A 16,779-nucleotide genomic window follows, 5' to 3' on the forward strand; every position below is an offset into this window, starting at 1 on the left:
ACTGGCCGGTTGGGCTGTGGCGGCGGGCCCGGGCGGCTGGCGGTACCTGCGGCGCCGGGACGCGTGACGGACAGGGCGACCCAGACGGGCGAGCCGGACGGGCTCCACGGGGAACGGGACGCGGCCGGCCGGCTCTTGGAAGAGCGTCCCGAGGAGCGGGCGGGTTCGGGGGCGGGGTGGGGCGAAGTGTCAGCTGGGCTTCGGGGCCAACGCCTTGTGGCCCGGGTACACGTGGTCGGGGGTCACGACCTGGGTGACCGCTTCGCCGAAGAACGCGCTGGGCTCCTTGCCGTCGTGCAGGACGTCGGTGTTGAGGAGGACGACCAGGGTCGCCTGTGCCTCGGGCAGGTAGACGGTGAGGCTCTCGTACCCCGGGATCGAGCCGTTGTGGCCGATCCAGCCCTGGACGTCGAAGATCCCCAGCCCGTACCCGGCGCCGGGAATGCCGACCGAGGTGGTCTTCAGGCGCTCGGCCTGGGTCGCGGGCGTCAGCAGCGTGCCGGTGGCGAGGGTGCGGGCCCAGCTGCGCAGGTCCTGGAGGTCGGAGATCATCGCTCCCGCGGCCCAGCCCCAGGAGGGGTTCCAGTCGGTCGAGTCCACGATCTTGCCCGAGGCCGAATCGTCGGTGTAGCCCTGCGCGTGGGGTTCGGGGAACTCGGCCCCGGTCGGGAAGACCGTGTGGTGCAGCCCGGCCGGCTCCAGGACGTCCTTGCGGATGACCTCGTGGAGGGGCCGGCCCGTGACCTTCTCGATCAGCAGGCCGATCAGGATCAGGTTGGTGTTGGAGTACTCGAACTTCTCGCCCGGCGCGAACTGCACGGGGTGCTTGAAGGAGTAGTCGAGCAACTGCTGCGGCGTGAAGGGGCGTCCGGAGCCCGACTCGAGCACCTTGTCGAAGTCCTCGTCCTCGCTGTAGTTGAAGAGACCGCTGCGCATGCCGGCCAACTCGCGCAGGGTGATGCGGTCCCCGTTCGGCACGCCGGCGATGTACTTGCCGATCGGGTCGTCCAGGCCGACCTTGCCCCGGTCGACCAGTTCGAGGAGGGCGGTGACCGTGAACGTCTTGGTCTCGCTGCCGATGCGCATGTTCATACCGGGTTTCATGGGCGCGCCGGTCGCCTTGTCCGCCACGCCGAAGGCCTTCACGTAGCTTCCCTTGCCCGGGGTCCACAGCCCCACGATCACGCCCGGCACCCGCGTCTCGTCCATGGTCCGGCGCACGGCCGCGTCCAGTTGCGCCGCTACGGCCGGCGTGAGCTGCGGGAAGCCCGCAGCACCGTCCGGGGAAGGGACGGGGCTCGGTGTGGGGGACGGGGAGGGTGCGGCGGGAGCGGAGCGCGCCGGGGCGCTCGCCCCGTACGCGGAACCGGCGACGGCCGGGGAGACGAGGACACTCGCGGCTGCGACGGCCACGCAGGCCCGGCGCAGCCGAACGCGGTTCGGCCTCACGGCACGGCCTCCTGTCGTACGAGGACCAGGCGACGGCAAGCACCCCCCAGCCTAGGTCCGCGCCCGACCGCCCGCGCGGCGGCCGAGGGGTCAGGGGCGGCCGCGGCCGCGGCCGCCCCTGACCCCTCGCTCGCCCGTGGCCAGGCTAGGCGGGCAGCTCGCCCGTCACCCGGCGCGGCAGCCCCAGCGGGTTGGCCTCCCGCAGCTCCGGCGGGAGCAGGGCGTCCGGGACCGACTGGTAGGCCACCGGCCGCAGCCAGCGCTCGATCGCCGTGCCGCCGACCGAGGTGGAGTGGGAGGTCGCCGCCGGGTAGGGGCCGCCGTGGTGCTGGGCCGGGGCCACCGCGACCCCGGTCGGCCAGCCGTTGACCACGACCCGGCCGGCCAGCGTCGTGGCCTGGGAGATCAGCTCCGCCGCGGGACCCGGGCCGCCGCCGGCCTCGGCCGACGACAGCTGGAGGGTCGCGGTGAGGTTGCCGGGGAGCAGGCCGAGGAGGGCGGCCGCCTCGTCCTGGCCGGCGTACCGGGCGAGCACGGTGACGGGGCCGAAGCACTCCTCCAGGAGGACCTCGTAGGGCCCGCCCTCCAGCAGGGTCCGCGCCGGCACGCTCAAGTAGCCGGCGCCGACGGTGTGATCGCCGCCGGAGCCGGGGGTGACGGGCGCGTCGACCCCGGGCAGCGCGGCGCGCTCGCGGACCCCGGCGACGAAGTTCTCCCGCATCCGGTGGTCGAGCAGCACCCCGGGCTCGGTCTCCCCGAGCGCCTTGGTGAGCGCGCCGGCGACCCGGTCGCCGTCCGCTCCTTCGGGTACGAGGACCAGGCCGGGCTTGACGCAGAACTGGCCGACGCCGAGCGTGACCGAGCCCGCCAGCCCGGCGCCGATCTCCTCGGCGCGCTCGGCGGCGGCCGCCGGGGTGACCACGACGGGGTTCAGGGAGCCCAGTTCCCCGTGGAAGGGGATCGGCACGGGCCGCGCGGACGCGGCGTCGAACAGGGCCCGCCCGCCCCGGATGGAGCCGGTGAACCCGGCGGCGGTGACCAGCGGGTGCCGGATCAGCTCCAGGCCCGCGTCGAACCCGTGGACCACGGCGACCACTTCGGCCGGCAGCCCGGCGGCGACGGCCGCCCGGCGCAGCAGCGAGGCGCACAGCTCGGAGGTGGCGGGGTGGTCGGGGTGGACCTTGACCACCACTGGGCAGCCGGCGGCCAGCGCGCTGGCGGTGTCCCCGCCGGGGACGGAGAAGGCCAGTGGGAAGTTGGAGGCGGCGTAGACCGCGACCACGCCCAGCGGCACCTTGTAGCGGCGCAGTTCGGGGCGGGGCGGGGCGGTCGTGGGATCGGCGCGGTCGATGCGGACGTCGAGGTAGGAGCCCTCCTCCACGGCGTCGGCGAAGGCGCGCAGCTGGCCGGTGGTGCGGGCCAGCTCGCCGGTGAGCCGGCCGGGGCCGAGCGCGGTCTCGGCGTCGGCGGCCTCGACGACGTGGGCGGCGGCCTCGTCGAGGAGGCCGGCGGCGGCGCGCAGGAAGGCGGCGCGGGCGGTGGCGTCGGCGAGGGCCCCGCGGGCGGCGTGGGCCGCGCGCACGGCTTCGTCCACTTCCCGGGGTGTGGCCTCCACCGCAACCTGTTCACGCCGCTTCCCGGTACGGGGGTCCACACTCCAGACTGGTGTTGCTGCCATGGCGAACTGCCTCCTGGATCTACGCTGACCCGCGCGGTCGCGTTCAGTATGGTGAACGCCGTTCCGTTGGATGAATGATCACACCCACCGTGGACTCTATTTCCGCGTCTTGCGGGTTGACAAGGGACGAGCCCGTGAACCGGCCGGATGCGGGCGGACGTCAGCGGGAGCCGAGCAAGCGACAGAGGGGCACACAAGCGAATGACGACAGCTGAGTCGGGGGGCTCGGGCGCAGCGGCGGCCGTCAAATCGGCGGTACGCACGGTCCTGTTGCTGGAACACTTCGCGGCACGGCCGGGGCTGCACAGTCTGGCCGACATCCAGAACGATCTCTCCCTGCCCAAGTCCAGCCTCTACATGCTGCTGCGCACCTTGGTGAACCTGGGCTGGGTGGAGACGGACGCGACGGGCACGCGGTACGGCATCGGCGTACGGGCGCTGCTCGTCGGCAGCTCGTACATCGACGGGGACGAGGTCGTCGCGGCGGCGCGGCCGACGCTGGACCGGCTCTCCGACGACACGACGGAGACCATCCACCTGGCCCGGATGGACGGGACGAGCGTGGTCTACCTCGCGACCCGGCAGTCCCAGCACTACCTGCGGCCCTTCACCCGGGTCGGTCGCCGACTGCCGGTCCACTCGACGGCGCTCGGCAAGGCGCTGCTGGCCACGCACACGGACGAAGAGGTACGGGGCCTGCTGCCGCGGCGGCTGGAATCCGTCACCGAGCACACCATCACCGACCGGGACCGGCTCATCGAGGAGCTGGCGCTCGTGCGGGAGCAGGGGTACGCGGTGGACCGGGAGGAGAACACGCTCGGACTGCGCTGCTTCGGGGTGGCGGTGCCGTACCGCACGCCGGCGCGGGACGCGGTGAGCTGCTCGGTGCCGGTGGCGCGCCTGACGCCGGGGCACGAGCAGGTCATCAAGGCGGCGCTGTTCGAGGCGCGGGACCGGCTGTCGGTGGTGACGCGCCGGATGTGAGGTGGTGGCGGCCGGGAGGTGAGGGGCGTGAGGTGGTGGGCGTGAGGCGGCGGGCGCGGTCGCAGGTGGTGGGGCGGAGGGGCTGATTCCTCCCCCGGGCGGGGGAGGCGGTTCCCCTTCAAGGGGGAGGTGGCGCGGGCGCGGACACGGGACCGTTGAGTCATGACCACACGAGCCGTTCACACGCCGCGGTCACCACGACCGACGCACGACGAAACACAGCCGTCTTCCGCCGGGCCGTCTTCCGCCGGGCCGTCCTCCGGTCGGCCGGGGGTCGGTCGGAGGGCCCTGTCCGTGGCTGCCGTCGCCGCCACCGTCCCGTATCTGACGCTCAAGACCGCCTGGCTGGCCGGGAGTCACATCGGGATACCCGAGGGCAGCGGACTGCTGGAGCCCCGGCTGTTCACCACGGTGGCGAATGCCGTCTCGCTGCTCATGGACGCCACCGTGATCGTCCTCGTGCTGGTGCTCACCAGACCCTGGGGCAGGCGGGTGCCATCCTGGCTGCTCATCGTCCCGGCCTTCGTCGCCACCGGCCTGCTCACACCCATCGTGCTCGGCTTCCCCGGCCAACTGGTCCTGAGAGCCCTGGGCCAGGGACCGGACGCGGCCGCGCAGGCGGCCGAGGAGCCCTTCCTCGAGCCCTGGGTGTTCCACGCCGTCTATGCGGGCTTCATCGTCCAGGCGATAGCCCTGGCCGGTCTGTTCGTGCCCTATGCGCGGGAGCGCTGGGGACGGCGCTGGCAAGGCCCTCTCGGCGCGCGGCTCCCGTCACCCACGGGGGTGGTGGCGGGAGCCGCGGCGGCGCTGGCCCTGGTGGTCTCGGCGACGCACTTCTACTGGGCCTTCGGCGGCACTGCCGGGCGCAACGCGGCGCAGATCGCGCAGTACTCCTCGGACGCCGGCGTGGTCTCCGCCGTCCACGGGATATGCGCGCTGACCGCGGCGGTGGGCGCGGTGCTGCTCGCCAAGGGCGGGACCGGGCGGGCGGGGTGGCCGCTGGCCGTCGCGTGGACCGGGTCGGCGGCGACCCTGTGCTGGGGGATGTGGATGCTGACCGCCATCTCGGGCGGGGACGCCGGCCCGGACGAACGGATCACCACCGCCACCTACGTGATCTACGCTGGCCAGATGATCATCGCCCTCCTCGCGACCACCGTCCTGGGGCGGTTCCTCACCGGCCGCCGCACGGCCTGAAGGGGGCGGCGTGGAACGGCGGCCGGGGACCCGGATTCGGACCGGCTGGGGACGGTCGGGCTGGATATGGACCGGCTGGCGACGGTCGGGCCGGATGCGCCCGTGGCGGGGGAGCCCGAAGCGGGTCGGGGCGGGCCGGGTCGGGGTCGGCCGGGTCGGGGTCGGCCGGGTTCATCTCAGGTGGGTCCATCTGATCCTCGGCGGGGCGCTGCTGATGCCGTACTTCCTGCTGACGCAGGTGGCGGTCGGTGTCATAGGCGGCGGGGTCAACGCGCTCGACTCCCTGCCGCTCAGCCTGATCGCCTACGCCCTCTGCCTGCCGCTCGTCGCGGCGACCGGGCTGTTCGGACTGGTCCGGCCGATGGCGGTGGCCGCGGCGAGGGCCCTGTGCGGGGTGTCGGGGGAGCGGTTCGCCGAGGGGCCGGCGCGGACCTGGGCGGCTCGGGGCCGGACCTCGGCCTGGTGGACCCTGCACCTGGGGATCGGCGCGCTGGTCAGCGGGATCAGCTTGGCGGCGCCGCCCATGGCGGTGGTGCTGATGGCCTTGCCGTTCGTGAGCGCGCTGCGCGAGCTCCCGCTCGGCCTCGGCTGGTTCAGCACGAGTGCCCAGCCGTACGCGGCCCCCCTGCTCGGGGCCGGGCTGCTGGCCGGGGTGGTCCTGTGCGCCGCCGGGGCCGGGGCGCTGCTGGCCCGGCTGGCGCCCGTACTGCTCGGGCCGACGGCGGCGGACCGACTGGCGGCCGCCGAGGAGCGGGCCGCGCAGCTGGCGGTGCGCAGCCGCCTGGCGCGGGAGCTGCACGATGCCGTCGGGCACGCGCTGAGCGCGGTCACCCTCCAGGCGGGCGCCGCCCGGCGGGTGCTCGACAGCGACCCCGGCTTCGTACGGGAGGCACTGGCCGCGATCGAGGACACCACGCGGCGCACGGTGGGGGAGCTGGACGCCGTCCTCGGCCTGCTGCGCGAGGACGACGGCGGCGGTGTGGCGGACGACGGCGGCGGTGTGGCGGGCGGGGTCGGGGGCGGGGCCCGGGGTGGGGCCGGGAGGCCCGCGCCCGCGCCGACGCTCGCCGCCGACCTCGACGGGCTGCTGGCTCGCAGCCGGGCCTCCGGGACCCCGATCACCGCCCACCAGGACCCGGGGCCGGCCGGAGACTGGGACCGGATCCCGGCGATCGTCTCGCGCGAGGCCTACCGGATCGTGCAGGAGGGGTTGAGCAACGCCCTGCGCCACGGGGCGGGCCCGGTCGATCTGCGGATCCTCGTACGGGGGCGCGGCGGACACAGTGAACTGGAGATCACCATGACGAACGAGCGGGGCGCCGTTGCGGAGGCCCGCACCACCGGGGGCCGGGGGCTGCGCGGGGCCGCCGAGCGGGCCGTGCTGCTCGGCGGGCGGGTCGAGGCCGGGCCGCAGGAGGGCCGGTGGCGGCTGCGGGCCGTCCTCCCGCTCGGCGCGGGCGCCCGATGACCCCGCCGGTCCGGCCGCCACTGCGCGTGGTGGTGGCCGACGACGAGCGGATGGTCCGCACCGCCCTGCGGGTCATCCTCGACGCCGAGCCCGACATGGAGGTCGTCGGGGAGGCGGCCACCGGGGCCGAGGCCGTGGCGGTGGTCCGCGCGCTAGGCCCGGACGTGGTGCTGATGGACGTCCGGATGCCGGAGATCGACGGCATCCGGGCCATCGAGCTGATCCTCGCCACGATGGCCGAGCCGCCCCGGATCGTGGTGGTCACCACCTTCGAGAACGACGCGTACGTGTACGACGCGCTGCGGGCGGGAGCCGCCGGGTTCCTCCTCAAGCGGGCCGATCCCGACGAACTGACCGGCGCGGTCCGGCTCGTGGCCCGCGGAGACTCGCTGCTCTTCCCGGCGGCCGTCCGCTCCCTGGCCGCCGCCCGCACCCCGCCCGGAGCCGGTCCCGCCGCCGCTCCCTGGGTGGCCCGGCTCACCGACCGGGAGGCCGACGTACTGCGCCTGATGGCCACGGGTCTGTCCAACCACGAGGTGGGCGAGCGCCTCGGCGTCGGACCGCAAACGGTCAAGACGCACGTCGCCGCGGTCCTGGCCAAGACGGGCTCCCGGGACCGCACCCAGGCGGTCATCGCCGCCTACGAGGGAGGTTTCCTCATGAGGAAAAGCTGAGAACTCCGCCACAATCGGGGCAGAGCGGAACGGCTGGGGCGGCTGGGACGTCCTTCTGGGGGATGAACAAGACGATCAGGCGTGCGTCGGTCTTCTGTCTGCTTCTGGTGCTGGCCCTTTTGGTGCGGGTCACCTGGGTGCAGGCGTACCAAGGCCAGGCCCTCGCAGACGACACGAACAACCGACGGAACCTCATCGGGAAGTACGAGAACCCGCTGGGGAACATCATCGTGGGCGGGGAGGCGATCACCGGCTCCGCGAAGACGGGCGGACGGGACTTCCAGTACAAGCGGACCTACGTCGACGGGCCGCTGTACGCGCCGGTCACCGGGTACAGCTCCCAGGCCTTCGGCACGAGCATGCTGGAGGGCATCTACAAGGACGTCCTCAACGGCTCCGACAGCCGGCTCAAGAGCATCATGGACACGCTCACCAACAAGCGTGCCGACCCGGGCAACGTCCTGACCACGATCGACAAGGGCGTCCAGAAGGCCGGCTACGACGCGCTCCAGGGCAAGCAGGGCTCCGCCGTGGCCCTCGACCCGGCCACCGGCGAGATCCTGGCCGTCGTGAACAACCCGTCCTTCGACCCGGGCACCATCGCCGGGGCCGGCGAGGCGGACCAGAAGGCGTGGGACGCGCTCAACGCCGACAACGGCAAGGCCATGGAGAACACGGCGCTGCGCAAGCCGCAGGCGCCCGGCTCCACCTTCAAGCTGGTCACCCTGGCCGCGGCCATCGAGAACGGCCTGGTCACGAACATCGACACCCCCACCTCGACCCCGGGCGACTACACGATCCCCGGTACGCGGACCAAACTGCGCAGCGAGGTGCCCGACGCGTCCTGCGACAACGTGTCCCCCCGGACCGCGCTGAAGCTGTCCTGCAACAACGTCTTCGCGGAGCTCGCCCACCAGCTGGGCCAGGACAAGATGCGCGCGATGGCCGAGAAACTCGGCTTCAACGTGGTGCAGAAGGTCCCCGTCTGGACCACCCCGCCCAGCAAGTACCCCTCGAAGAAGATGTCGGTCGACCAGGTGGCCCAGACCGGTATCGGCCAGTTCGACGTCCAGGCCACCCCGCTCCAGATGGCGATGGTGACGGCGGCGATCGAGAACGGCGGCAAGCTGGTCTCCCCGCACGAGGTCTCCGAGGTCACCGACTCCAACGGCAACGTGCTGGAGAGCTTCAAGGACCCGAAGTCCGCGCAGGTGATGAGCGGGAAGACCGCCTCGATGGTCCAGGACGCCATGAGGACGGTCGCCACCGAGGGCGGCGGCAGGAACGTCCAGATCCCGGGCGTCGAGTCGGGCGCCAAGACGGGCACCGCCCAGCGCGGCGTGGGCAACAGCCTGCCGCCGCTCGCCTGGTACACCACGTACGGAAAGCTGAACGGCAAGCAGATCGTGGTCACCGTGGTGATCGAGAACTCGGACACGGACCGGACCGAGATCGGCGGCGGCAAGCTGGCCGCCCCCGTCGCGCAGAAGATGATGGAGGCGTGGCTGAAGAAGTAGCCGCGCCGGCCGCCGCCTCGTACGCGTGGCCGAATCGCGTCCGTGCCCCGGGCGCGGGACGCGCGCCGGGAACCGCCACGGTTCCCGGCGCGTTTTCTTGTCCATGATCAGGACCGCGCAGCCCGCCGACCTCGACGCCATCGCCGCCCTCCACACCCGGGCCCGCGCCACCTACTACCGGGGCCGGATACCCGAGGAGGCCTACGGCGGCGCGGCCGAGCTGGAGCGCACCCGCGAGGGCTGGTCCCGGGCGGTCGCCCGTACGGGCGCCGACGGCGGGGTGCTCTGCGCCGTGCGGGACGGCGAGCTCACCGGCGTGGCGGCCTTCCGCACAGCCGACGGCGAGACCACGCTCACCCAGCTCCACGTGGACCCCGCGCACTGGCGCAGGGGCACCGGGGCCGCCCTGCACGAAGCCTGTCTCGACGCCTGGCGCCGCGCGGGCATCCGCAGGGTCCGCCTGGAGGTCTACGAGCACAACCTCCGCGCCCAGGCCTTCTACGCGCACCACGGCTGGCTCCCGGACGCCTCCGGAGCCCCGGCCGGCTCCCACCGGATCCTCTGGCTCACGGTGGAGGAGCCCGCCGCCCGGGAATGAGGCGGGACGGCGGTTGGTTGAACACGGAACCGTTCATTCCCCGGGTGATCCCCGGGGTGCCCCGGACCACGGAGAGAAGAAGGAACATGCGCGTCGAGATCTGGAGCGACATCGCTTGCCCCTGGTGCTACATCGGGAAGGCCCGTTTCACCAAGGGACTGGCCGAGTTCGCGCACCGCGACGAGATCGAGGTCGTCTTCCGTTCCTTCGAGCTCGACCCGAACAGCGCCAAGGGCGAGGTGGCGCCCGTCCTGGACATGCTCGCCAAGAAGTACGGCCGCACTCTCGAAGAGGCCCGGGGCATGGAGGAGCACGTCGCCGCGAGCGCCCGCGCCGAGGGGCTGACGTACCGCACCGACGGCCGCGACCACGGCAACACCTTCGACGTCCACCGCATGCTGCACCTGGCCGCCGCCCGCGGCCGCCAGGAGGAGCTGCTCGACCTCGCCTACCGCGCCAACTTCGCGGAGGAACGCTCCGTCTTCGACCCCGAGACGCTCGTCGCGCTCGCCGTCGAGGCCGGTCTGGACGAGGCCGAGGCCCGCACGGTGCTGGCCGACGACTCGGCCTACGCGGCCGAGGTACGGGCCGACGAGCGGGAGGCGGCCGAACTGGGCGCGAACGCCGTGCCGTTCTTCGTGTTCGACCGGCGCTACGGCATCTCGGGCGGCCAGCCCGCCGAGGTGTTCACCCGGGCGCTGGAGCAGGCCTGGGCCGGTCGCGAGGTGCTCGCGCCCGCCGCACCCGACGGCGAGGCGTGCGAGCCCGACGGCGCCTGCGCGGTACCGCAGGCGTGACCTGGCCGGATCTAGCTGGCCGGCCTGAGCTGGCCGGACTTGACCGGGCCGGGCCTGGCCGGGCCTGGCCGGGCCTGACGTGACCTGACCGGGCGGGCACGGGCCCGCCCGCCGGCCCCGGCTCGGCGGCATAAGCGATCCTTTGGTTCGAGTGCGCGGAACGGGTCATGGACTGCGGGTCGATGCTGGCCCAGAGTGGGAGGCATGGATCTTCTGCCGCCCGAAGCCGTCCGTGCGGAGTTCGCGCACTCCACCACCTACCTCAACACCGCCGCCTGCGGAGTCCTGCCGGTCGCGGCCGTCGCCGAAGTGCACCGGCTGGCCGACGCGGCCGGGGCCGGAACCCCGTCCGGCTTCGGCGACTTCGACCGGGTGAACCGGGTCCGGGACGCCTTCGCCCGCCTCGTCGGCGTGGCCCCGGACCGGGTGGCGGTCGGCTCGGCCGTCTCCACCCACGTGGGCCTGGTCTCCGCCGCACTGCCCGCCGGATCCGAAGTCCTCTGCGTCGAGGGTGACTTCGCCTCCGTCATCAACCCCTTCATCGTGCGCGACGACCTCAAGGTCCGCTTCGCCCCGCTGGAATCCCTCGCCGAAGCCGTCGGCCCGGGCACCGCACTGGTCGCGCTGAGCGCCGTGCAGTCCGCGGACGGGCGCAGCGCCGACCTCGCCTCCGTCCGCGCCGCGAGCACCGCGCACGGGGCGCGGATGCTGGTCGACGCCACCCAGGCGGTGGGCTGGCTGCCCTTCGACGCCTCGCCGTACGAGTACACGGTCACCGCCGGGTACAAGTGGCTGCTCGCCGCGCGCGGGGTCTCGTACCTCACGGTCTCCGAGGAGGCCCAGCACACCCTGACCCCGCTCCACGCGGGCTGGGTGGCCGCCGAGTCCATGTGGGACGCCACCTACGGTCCGGTCCGGCAACTGGCCCACGGGGCCCTGCGCTTCGACGAGTCCCCGGCCTTCCTCGGCTACCACGCGGCCGAGCCCTCGCTGGCCCTGCTGGAGCGGATCGGCATCGACGCCGTCCACGCCCACGACACGGCCCTGGCCGCCCGCTACCGCGCCGGACTCGCCCGCCTGGGCCACGAACCCGTCCCGGGCGACTCCCCGATCGTCTCCGTCCCGGGCCTGGCCGACCGCCGGCCGGCCCTCCTGGCCGCGGGCATCGCCACGGCCGCCCGCGCCGGGAACCTGCGGGCCTCCTTCCACCTCTACAACACGGAGGCGGACGTGGACCGGCTGCTGGACGCCCTCGCGGGCTGAGGCACCGGGGAGTTCGCCGAGGCACCGGGCAGTTCCAGTGCTGTGGCCGGCAAGCCTTCCCGGCCACAGCACGAGCGGCAGGCCTTCCCGGCCGCAGCACGAGCTAGGACGAGGCGGCCGTCCGCCAGGCCGCCGTGGCCGCCTCGAGCGCCGGGTCAGGGGAGACGGACAGGGCCGTCGCCAGGGCCGTCAAGGCCGCGCGGACCGACTCCGGGGTGGCCGCGGCGCCGTAGTGGTTGACCCGGACCATCTCCCCGGCCAGCGCTCCGCCGCCCGCCGCGAGGGGAGCCGACGGGTCCGCCGCCAGAGCCTTCGCCGTCACCAGGGAGGCCTCCGCGACCCGCAGGGTGGTGGCCACCGGAGCGGCCGCCGCGGCCTCGGCGACGTACGGGGCGATGCCCAGCGCCGCCGCGCCCGCGCGGGTCGCCACCGCCGCGGCCGCGTGGCGGGCCGTCACGGCGGGCAGGCCCTCGGCCGCGATGCGGTCCAGGCAGGCCTCCAGCGCCAGCATCTCCAGCTGCGCGGGAGCGTGCGGCAGCGCCTTGCGCCCGGCGTCGATCCAGCGCTCCTTCCAGTCCAGCAGGGAGAGGTACGAGCGCCTCGGGGCGGCCGGGTTCGCGGCGAAACGCTCCCACGCGCGCTCCGAGACCGAGACGGCGGAGACCCCGGCCGGGCCGCCCATCGCCTTCTGCGCGCCGATCACGCACAGGTCCACGCCCCACTCGTCCGGCAGCAGCGGTTCCGCGCCCACCGAGGCCACCGCATCCAGCATGAACAGCGCGCCGTGGGCCCGCACCGCCTCGCCGATCTCCGCGACCGGGTTGGTGTTGCCGGTGGCCGCCTCCGCGTGGACCAGCGAGACGAAGTCGATCTCCGGGTGCGCGGTCAGGGCCCGGTCCACCTCGGCGGCGCTCACGGCCGTGTCGAAGGGGACGGCCAGATCCACCACGGTGGTCCCGCAGTCGCGCAGCCAGTTGCCGAAGGTGGTCCCGTAGGGGCCGGTGACCACGTTCAGCGCGGCCCCGCCCGGCCGCGCGCCCGAGCGGATGCAGCCCTCCAGCGGCAGCAGGGCCTCGCCCTGGGTGATCACCACGTCCGCCCGGGTCCGCAGCAGCTCCGCGACCCCGCGCTCGATCGACGCGAACCGCGCGGCGGTGAGGGGCGGAAGGTCCAGGAGGGGGTGGTTCACGGTGCTGCTCTCTTCGTCCGGGTTGCTCATGGTCGTCCGGGGGGCCTGGAGAGCCTACCGAGTGCGCACGTACAGTGCCCGCATGAGCGACGACGTCAACGGTGACAGCGGTGTGCTGCATGTGAAGGGGCGGGTGCTGGTCGGGCGCGAGGAGGTGCGCGACGAGCTGTGGGTCGTCGGCGGACGCGTCTCCTACGAGCGTCCGCGCGGGCCCGGCGAGGTCACCGAGGTCGCGGGCTGGGTGCTCCCCGGGCTGGTCGACGCGCACTGCCACGTGGGGCTCGACGCGCACGGGCCGGTGGACGCGGAAACCGCCGAACGCCAGGCCCTGACCGACCGGGACGCCGGCACCCTCCTCATCCGCGACGCCGGATCCCCGTCCGACACCCGCTGGATCGACGACCGCGAGGACCTGCCGAAGATCATCCGGGCCGGCCGGCACATCGCCCGCACCCGCCGCTACATCCGCAACTTCGCCCACGAGATCGAGCCGGCCGACCTCGTCGAGTACGTCGGCCGGGAAGCGCTGCGCGGCGACGGCTGGGTCAAGCTCGTCGGCGACTGGATCGACCGTGAGGCCGGGGACCTGACGGCCTGCTGGCCGCGCGCCGAGGTCGAGGCGGCCATCGCCGAAGCCCACCGCCTCGGCGCCCGGGTCACGGCGCACTGCTTCGCCGAGGACTCCCTGCGCGACCTGGTCGAAGCGGGCATCGACTGCGTCGAGCACGCCACCGGGCTGACCGAGGACACCATCCCGCTGTTCGCGGAGCGCGGGGTCGCGATCGTGCCGACCCTCGTGAACATCGCGACCTTCCCGAAGATGGCGGCGGGCGGCGAGGCCAAGTTCCCCGCCTGGTCGGCGCACATGCGCCGGCTGCACGAGCGGCGCTACGACACCGTCCGGGCCGCCTACGACGCCGGCATCGGGGTCTACGTCGGCACCGACGCGGGGGGTTCCCTGCCGCACGGCCTGGTCGCCGCCGAGGTCGGCGAGCTCGTCAAGGCCGGGATCCCGCCGCTGGAGGCGCTCTCGGCGACGGCGTGGGGAGCCCGTGAATGGCTCGGCAGGCCCGGCCTGACCGAGGGGGCGCCGGCCGACCTCGTCGTCTACGCGAGCGATCCACGGGCCGACGTACGGGCGCTGGCGCAGCCGCTGCGGGTGGTGGTGAACGGCCGGGTGGTGGCCTGAGGGCGGCGCCGGGGCGCGTTGACGCGGCGTGACCTCGGCGGCCCCGTGGTCGTTGTGCACGCCCTTCGCGGGGCTTGATGCCCACCATGCCCGCGGTGGGAGGGAACTCCCGTTCCGGGTGAGGCGTATTGATTCGAACCAATGCCCGGAAACCACCCTTTGGGGTGAACTCACGCCAGGTTGGCACCCGTTCACTCTCAGTGCGTAAAGATTCCGGGGTCGAGGCCGTCGACGCGCGCAATGTCCCCCATTGGCGGCGCGACGGCTCCCATCTCCCCGGGGGTTCCACCAACTTGAACAGCAACACCTTCCGCATGCCCGTGGCCGCACTCTTCGCCACGGGCGCGGTGGCCCTGCTCTGCGCCCCGCCCGCCTCCGCCACGGGGCAGCCCGGCGGCGGCGAAGGAAAGGCCAGTGCCGTCGTCCTGCGCGCCGCACTGGACGTGGGCCTGCTCAACAAGACCGTCCACGTCCCGCTGAAGGCGACCCTCAACGAGGTCAGCGCCCCGGCGGACGCGGCGAAGACGGCGTTGGCCGTCACTCTGGACGGGGTCGAAGGAGGGCAGCCGGTGAGCGTCCTGCGCGCCGACGTCGCCACCTCCAAGGCCACCGCCGACAAGAACCGCGCCGAGGCCGAGGCCAACCTCGCCAAGGCCCGGGTACACGTGCCGGGCCTGCCCCTGCTCTCCCTGATCGAGGTGGAGAAGGTCACCTCCAAAGCCGTGTGCGAAGCCGGAGAGAAGCCGGTCGCCAGCTCCAACCTGCTCGGCAAGGTGACCGTGCTCGGCAAGAAGGTCACCCTCTCGGCGGGCGGTCCCACCAAGATCGAGGTTCCCAAGGTCGGTCTGGTCAGCCTGGAGCTCTCCGCCGCCGAGACCACCTCCACCACCGCCGCCGCGACCGCGCTGCGGCTCAAGGTGTCGGTGAACCCGCTCGACCTGAACGTGGCCCAGGTGGAGGGCGAAGTCGTACTCGCCGAAGCGCGCTGCGAGTCCCCGGCCGCGCCCGCCCCCAGCCCCTCGGCCCCGCCCGGCGTCAAGCCCCAGACGGGGACTTCGGGTGCCCCGGGCGGTTCCGGGACCGAGGCCAACCTCGCCGAGACCGGCGGCGGCTCGCTCACCCCGTACGTGACGGGCGGCGCGCTGATCCTGCTCGGCTTCGGCGCGGCCGCGCTGGTCGTCACCCGGCGGGGCAGGGCCTCGTAGCCCGCGCGGTCCCGTAGGTCCCGTAGGTCCCGTGGGCCCCGTCGCCGGGGAGGCGCGACGGGGCCCACGGGCCGGCGGGGCCGGCGGGCCGGAGGTGGCCACGGCGCTACCGCGTGGCGCGCGCCAGCCCCTGCTCGCCGGCGCCGCGCGACATCACGGCCTTGGTGACCTCTCGGTCAACGGCGGCGTACGTGCTGTCGGCGCCGGACCTGCCGGACCTGCCGGACCTGCCGGACCCGTCGGCCCCGTCCGCGCCGTCCGCGCCGTCCGCGCCGTCGCAGGAGGCGCAGACGACGCGGAACGGCGGCCGCATGTCCGAGTACTGGGTGAGGTACTCGGCCTTGACCACGTCCCACCGGCCCGGCCGGTCGGCCGCCGGGGCGAAGGTGAAGCGGGGGATCGAGGACATGTTGCCGCGGGCCTTGTCGGCCTCGTAGAAGCTGGCCACCTGGTCGCCCATGCCGTACACGACCCAGGTGCCGTTGATCTTCTCGTAGGGCTGCGGCACGTGGTTGTGCGTGCCGAGGATCAGGTCGAGGTCGGGAAGTCCGTCGACCCCGCGCGACGCGGTCAGCGCCCGGGCCAGGTCCAGCTGTTCCTGGTCGGGCGCCGTCTGCCACTCGGAGCCCCAGTGGACGCTGAGGACGACGACGTTCGCGCCGGCCGCGCGCGCGGCGCGGGCGTCGGCGATGATCCGGTCCTGGTCGATGAGGTTCACGGCCCAGGGCTTGCCGGACGGGAGCGGGATGCCGTTCGTCCCGTAGGTGTAGTCGAGTTGGGCGACCTTGGCGCCGCCGGCTTCGAGCAGCGCGGGGGCCTTCGCCTCCTCGGGGCCGCGGGCCGAGCCCACGTGGCGGATGCCGACCCGGTCGAGGTGGTCGAGGACGCGGACGAGGCCGTCGTACCCGTCGTCCAGCGTGTGGTTCGAGGCGGTGGAACAGCTGTCGTAACCGGTGTCCTTGAGGGCGTCGGCCAGCTGGTGCGGGGCCTTGAAGAGGGGGTATCCGGTGTAGGGGCCGCCGGGTCGGCCGTACGGTATCTCGTGGTGGCAGAGCGCCAGGTCGGCGGCGGAGACGATGGGCTTGACCCCGGCGAGCATCTTCCGGAAGTCGTAACCGCCCCTTTCCGCCGAATCGTCGGCGGCCCGCTGGATGATCGACGGGTAGGGGATGATGTCGCCCGTCCCGACGAGCGTGAACGCCTTCCCGCCCGCGGGCGCGGTGGCGGGAGCGGAACCGGCGGGGCTCGCCGCGGTGCTGGGACCGGCCTCCGGCTTCGCCCGCAGCCGCTGCTCGGCGGCCGCCGAGCCGTCCTCGCCGTCCGCGGACACCACGTGCGGTATGCCGTACGCCGCGCCGCCGACGACGCCCAGACCGGCCACCGCCACGCCTATCTTGCCGATTGCCTTCATCGCCGAACCCCCGGTGTCGCGCGGTCACTGCCTGCGGAAATCCTCGCTCACCGGGGTCCCTCCCACCATGGGCGAGCCCGCGAGCGGGGCCGTTCGAGTGACACCGCGCGAGACCGGACGGGATCGGGCGACGGCCGTGACGGCCGCGACTGCCACGACC

Annotated in this window: 14 protein-coding genes; 10 read left to right on the forward strand and 4 right to left on the reverse strand. The window is 73.8% G+C overall.

The features are described from left to right. Window positions 1-189 precede the first annotated feature (189 nt). Window positions 190-1,449, reverse strand: a complete 1,260-nt coding sequence (locus J7E97_RS29670) for a serine hydrolase (RefSeq protein ID WP_215033726.1) — start codon at window positions 1,447-1,449, stop codon at window positions 190-192. 145 nt (window positions 1,450-1,594) lie between these two features. Then, a complete protein-coding gene (locus J7E97_RS29675) occupies window positions 1,595-3,127 on the reverse strand; it encodes an aldehyde dehydrogenase (NADP(+)) (RefSeq protein ID WP_215033728.1) in 1,533 nt (510 codons plus the stop codon). Window positions 3,128-3,328: 201 nt separating this feature from the next. Between J7E97_RS29675 and J7E97_RS29680 the strand changes: the two genes are divergently transcribed. The 8 genes from J7E97_RS29680 (at window position 3,329) to J7E97_RS29715 (ending at window position 11,625) form a co-directional block, all read left to right on the forward strand. Then, window positions 3,329-4,111, forward strand: coding sequence for an IclR family transcriptional regulator (locus tag J7E97_RS29680; protein WP_215033730.1), 783 nt, complete (start codon window positions 3,329-3,331; stop codon window positions 4,109-4,111). Window positions 4,112-4,405: 294 nt separating this feature from the next. Beyond that, window positions 4,406-5,308, forward strand: coding sequence for a hypothetical protein (locus J7E97_RS29685; RefSeq protein WP_215033732.1), 903 nt, complete (start codon window positions 4,406-4,408; stop codon window positions 5,306-5,308). Window positions 5,309-5,402: 94 nt separating this feature from the next. Further along, on the forward strand, window positions 5,403-6,776 hold the full coding sequence (locus J7E97_RS29690; protein WP_215033734.1) for a sensor histidine kinase: 1,374 nt from the start codon (window positions 5,403-5,405) through the stop codon (window positions 6,774-6,776). After that, window positions 6,773-7,450 carry a response regulator transcription factor gene (locus J7E97_RS29695; protein ID WP_215033736.1) on the forward strand — a complete coding sequence of 226 codons (678 nt, stop codon included), beginning with the start codon at window positions 6,773-6,775 and terminating at the stop codon, window positions 7,448-7,450. Before J7E97_RS29690 ends, J7E97_RS29695 begins: the two co-directional genes overlap by 4 nt. A 62-nt stretch (window positions 7,451-7,512) precedes the next feature. Continuing rightward, window positions 7,513-8,967: a penicillin-binding transpeptidase domain-containing protein gene (locus tag J7E97_RS29700; protein ID WP_215033738.1), complete on the forward strand. Its 1,455-nt coding sequence runs from the start codon at window positions 7,513-7,515 to the stop codon at window positions 8,965-8,967. A gap of 103 nt (window positions 8,968-9,070) precedes the next feature. Then, window positions 9,071-9,565, forward strand: coding sequence for a GNAT family N-acetyltransferase (locus tag J7E97_RS29705; protein ID WP_215033740.1), 495 nt, complete (start codon window positions 9,071-9,073; stop codon window positions 9,563-9,565). An 86-nt stretch (window positions 9,566-9,651) separates the two neighbouring features. Further along, window positions 9,652-10,362 carry a DsbA family oxidoreductase gene (locus J7E97_RS29710; protein ID WP_215033742.1) on the forward strand — a complete coding sequence of 237 codons (711 nt, stop codon included), beginning with the start codon at window positions 9,652-9,654 and terminating at the stop codon, window positions 10,360-10,362. A 204-nt stretch (window positions 10,363-10,566) separates the two neighbouring features. Then, entirely contained in the window at window positions 10,567-11,625 is a 1,059-nt protein-coding gene (locus J7E97_RS29715) for an aminotransferase class V-fold PLP-dependent enzyme (RefSeq protein ID WP_215033744.1), read from the forward strand. A 103-nt stretch (window positions 11,626-11,728) separates the two neighbouring features. Here J7E97_RS29715 and J7E97_RS29720 read toward each other — a convergent pair whose 3' ends face one another. Continuing rightward, window positions 11,729-12,814, reverse strand: coding sequence for an aminotransferase class V-fold PLP-dependent enzyme (locus J7E97_RS29720; protein WP_215033746.1), 1,086 nt, complete (start codon window positions 12,812-12,814; stop codon window positions 11,729-11,731). Between the two features lie 82 nt (window positions 12,815-12,896). Here J7E97_RS29720 and J7E97_RS29725 point away from each other — a divergent pair, with 82 nt between their 5' ends. Then, window positions 12,897-14,003, forward strand: coding sequence for an amidohydrolase family protein (locus J7E97_RS29725; RefSeq protein WP_215033748.1), 1,107 nt, complete (start codon window positions 12,897-12,899; stop codon window positions 14,001-14,003). A 293-nt stretch (window positions 14,004-14,296) separates the two neighbouring features. After that, window positions 14,297-15,208 (forward strand): SCO1860 family LAETG-anchored protein, encoded by a 912-nt coding sequence (locus J7E97_RS29730; RefSeq protein ID WP_215033750.1) that lies wholly within the window; start codon window positions 14,297-14,299, stop codon window positions 15,206-15,208. Window positions 15,209-15,314: 106 nt separating this feature from the next. On the opposite strand, the gene J7E97_RS29735 is transcribed toward J7E97_RS29730, so the two are convergent. Beyond that, window positions 15,315-16,619 carry a CapA family protein gene (locus tag J7E97_RS29735; protein WP_215033752.1) on the reverse strand — a complete coding sequence of 435 codons (1,305 nt, stop codon included), beginning with the start codon at window positions 16,617-16,619 and terminating at the stop codon, window positions 15,315-15,317. Window positions 16,620-16,779 lie beyond the last annotated feature (160 nt).

The organism is Streptomyces sp. ISL-66 (genome assembly GCF_018614135.1).
GTDB lineage: Bacteria > Actinomycetota > Actinomycetes > Streptomycetales > Streptomycetaceae > Streptomyces.

Coding starts and splice junctions, on each gene's coding strand:
- J7E97_RS29705 (WP_215033740.1), top strand. CDS start 9,071: ATGATCAGGACCGCGCAGCCCGCCGACCTCGACGCCATCGCCGCCCTC.
- J7E97_RS29715 (WP_215033744.1), top strand. CDS start 10,567: ATGGATCTTCTGCCGCCCGAAGCCGTCCGTGCGGAGTTCGCGCACTCC.
- J7E97_RS29675 (WP_215033728.1), bottom strand. CDS start 3,127: ATGGCAGCAACACCAGTCTGGAGTGTGGACCCCCGTACCGGGAAGCGG.
- J7E97_RS29735 (WP_215033752.1), bottom strand. CDS start 16,619: ATGAAGGCAATCGGCAAGATAGGCGTGGCGGTGGCCGGTCTGGGCGTC.
- J7E97_RS29690 (WP_215033734.1), top strand. CDS start 5,403: ATGCGCCCGTGGCGGGGGAGCCCGAAGCGGGTCGGGGCGGGCCGGGTC.
- J7E97_RS29725 (WP_215033748.1), top strand. CDS start 12,897: ATGAGCGACGACGTCAACGGTGACAGCGGTGTGCTGCATGTGAAGGGG.
- J7E97_RS29695 (WP_215033736.1), top strand. CDS start 6,773: ATGACCCCGCCGGTCCGGCCGCCACTGCGCGTGGTGGTGGCCGACGAC.
- J7E97_RS29710 (WP_215033742.1), top strand. CDS start 9,652: ATGCGCGTCGAGATCTGGAGCGACATCGCTTGCCCCTGGTGCTACATC.
- J7E97_RS29700 (WP_215033738.1), top strand. CDS start 7,513: ATGAACAAGACGATCAGGCGTGCGTCGGTCTTCTGTCTGCTTCTGGTG.
- J7E97_RS29680 (WP_215033730.1), top strand. CDS start 3,329: ATGACGACAGCTGAGTCGGGGGGCTCGGGCGCAGCGGCGGCCGTCAAA.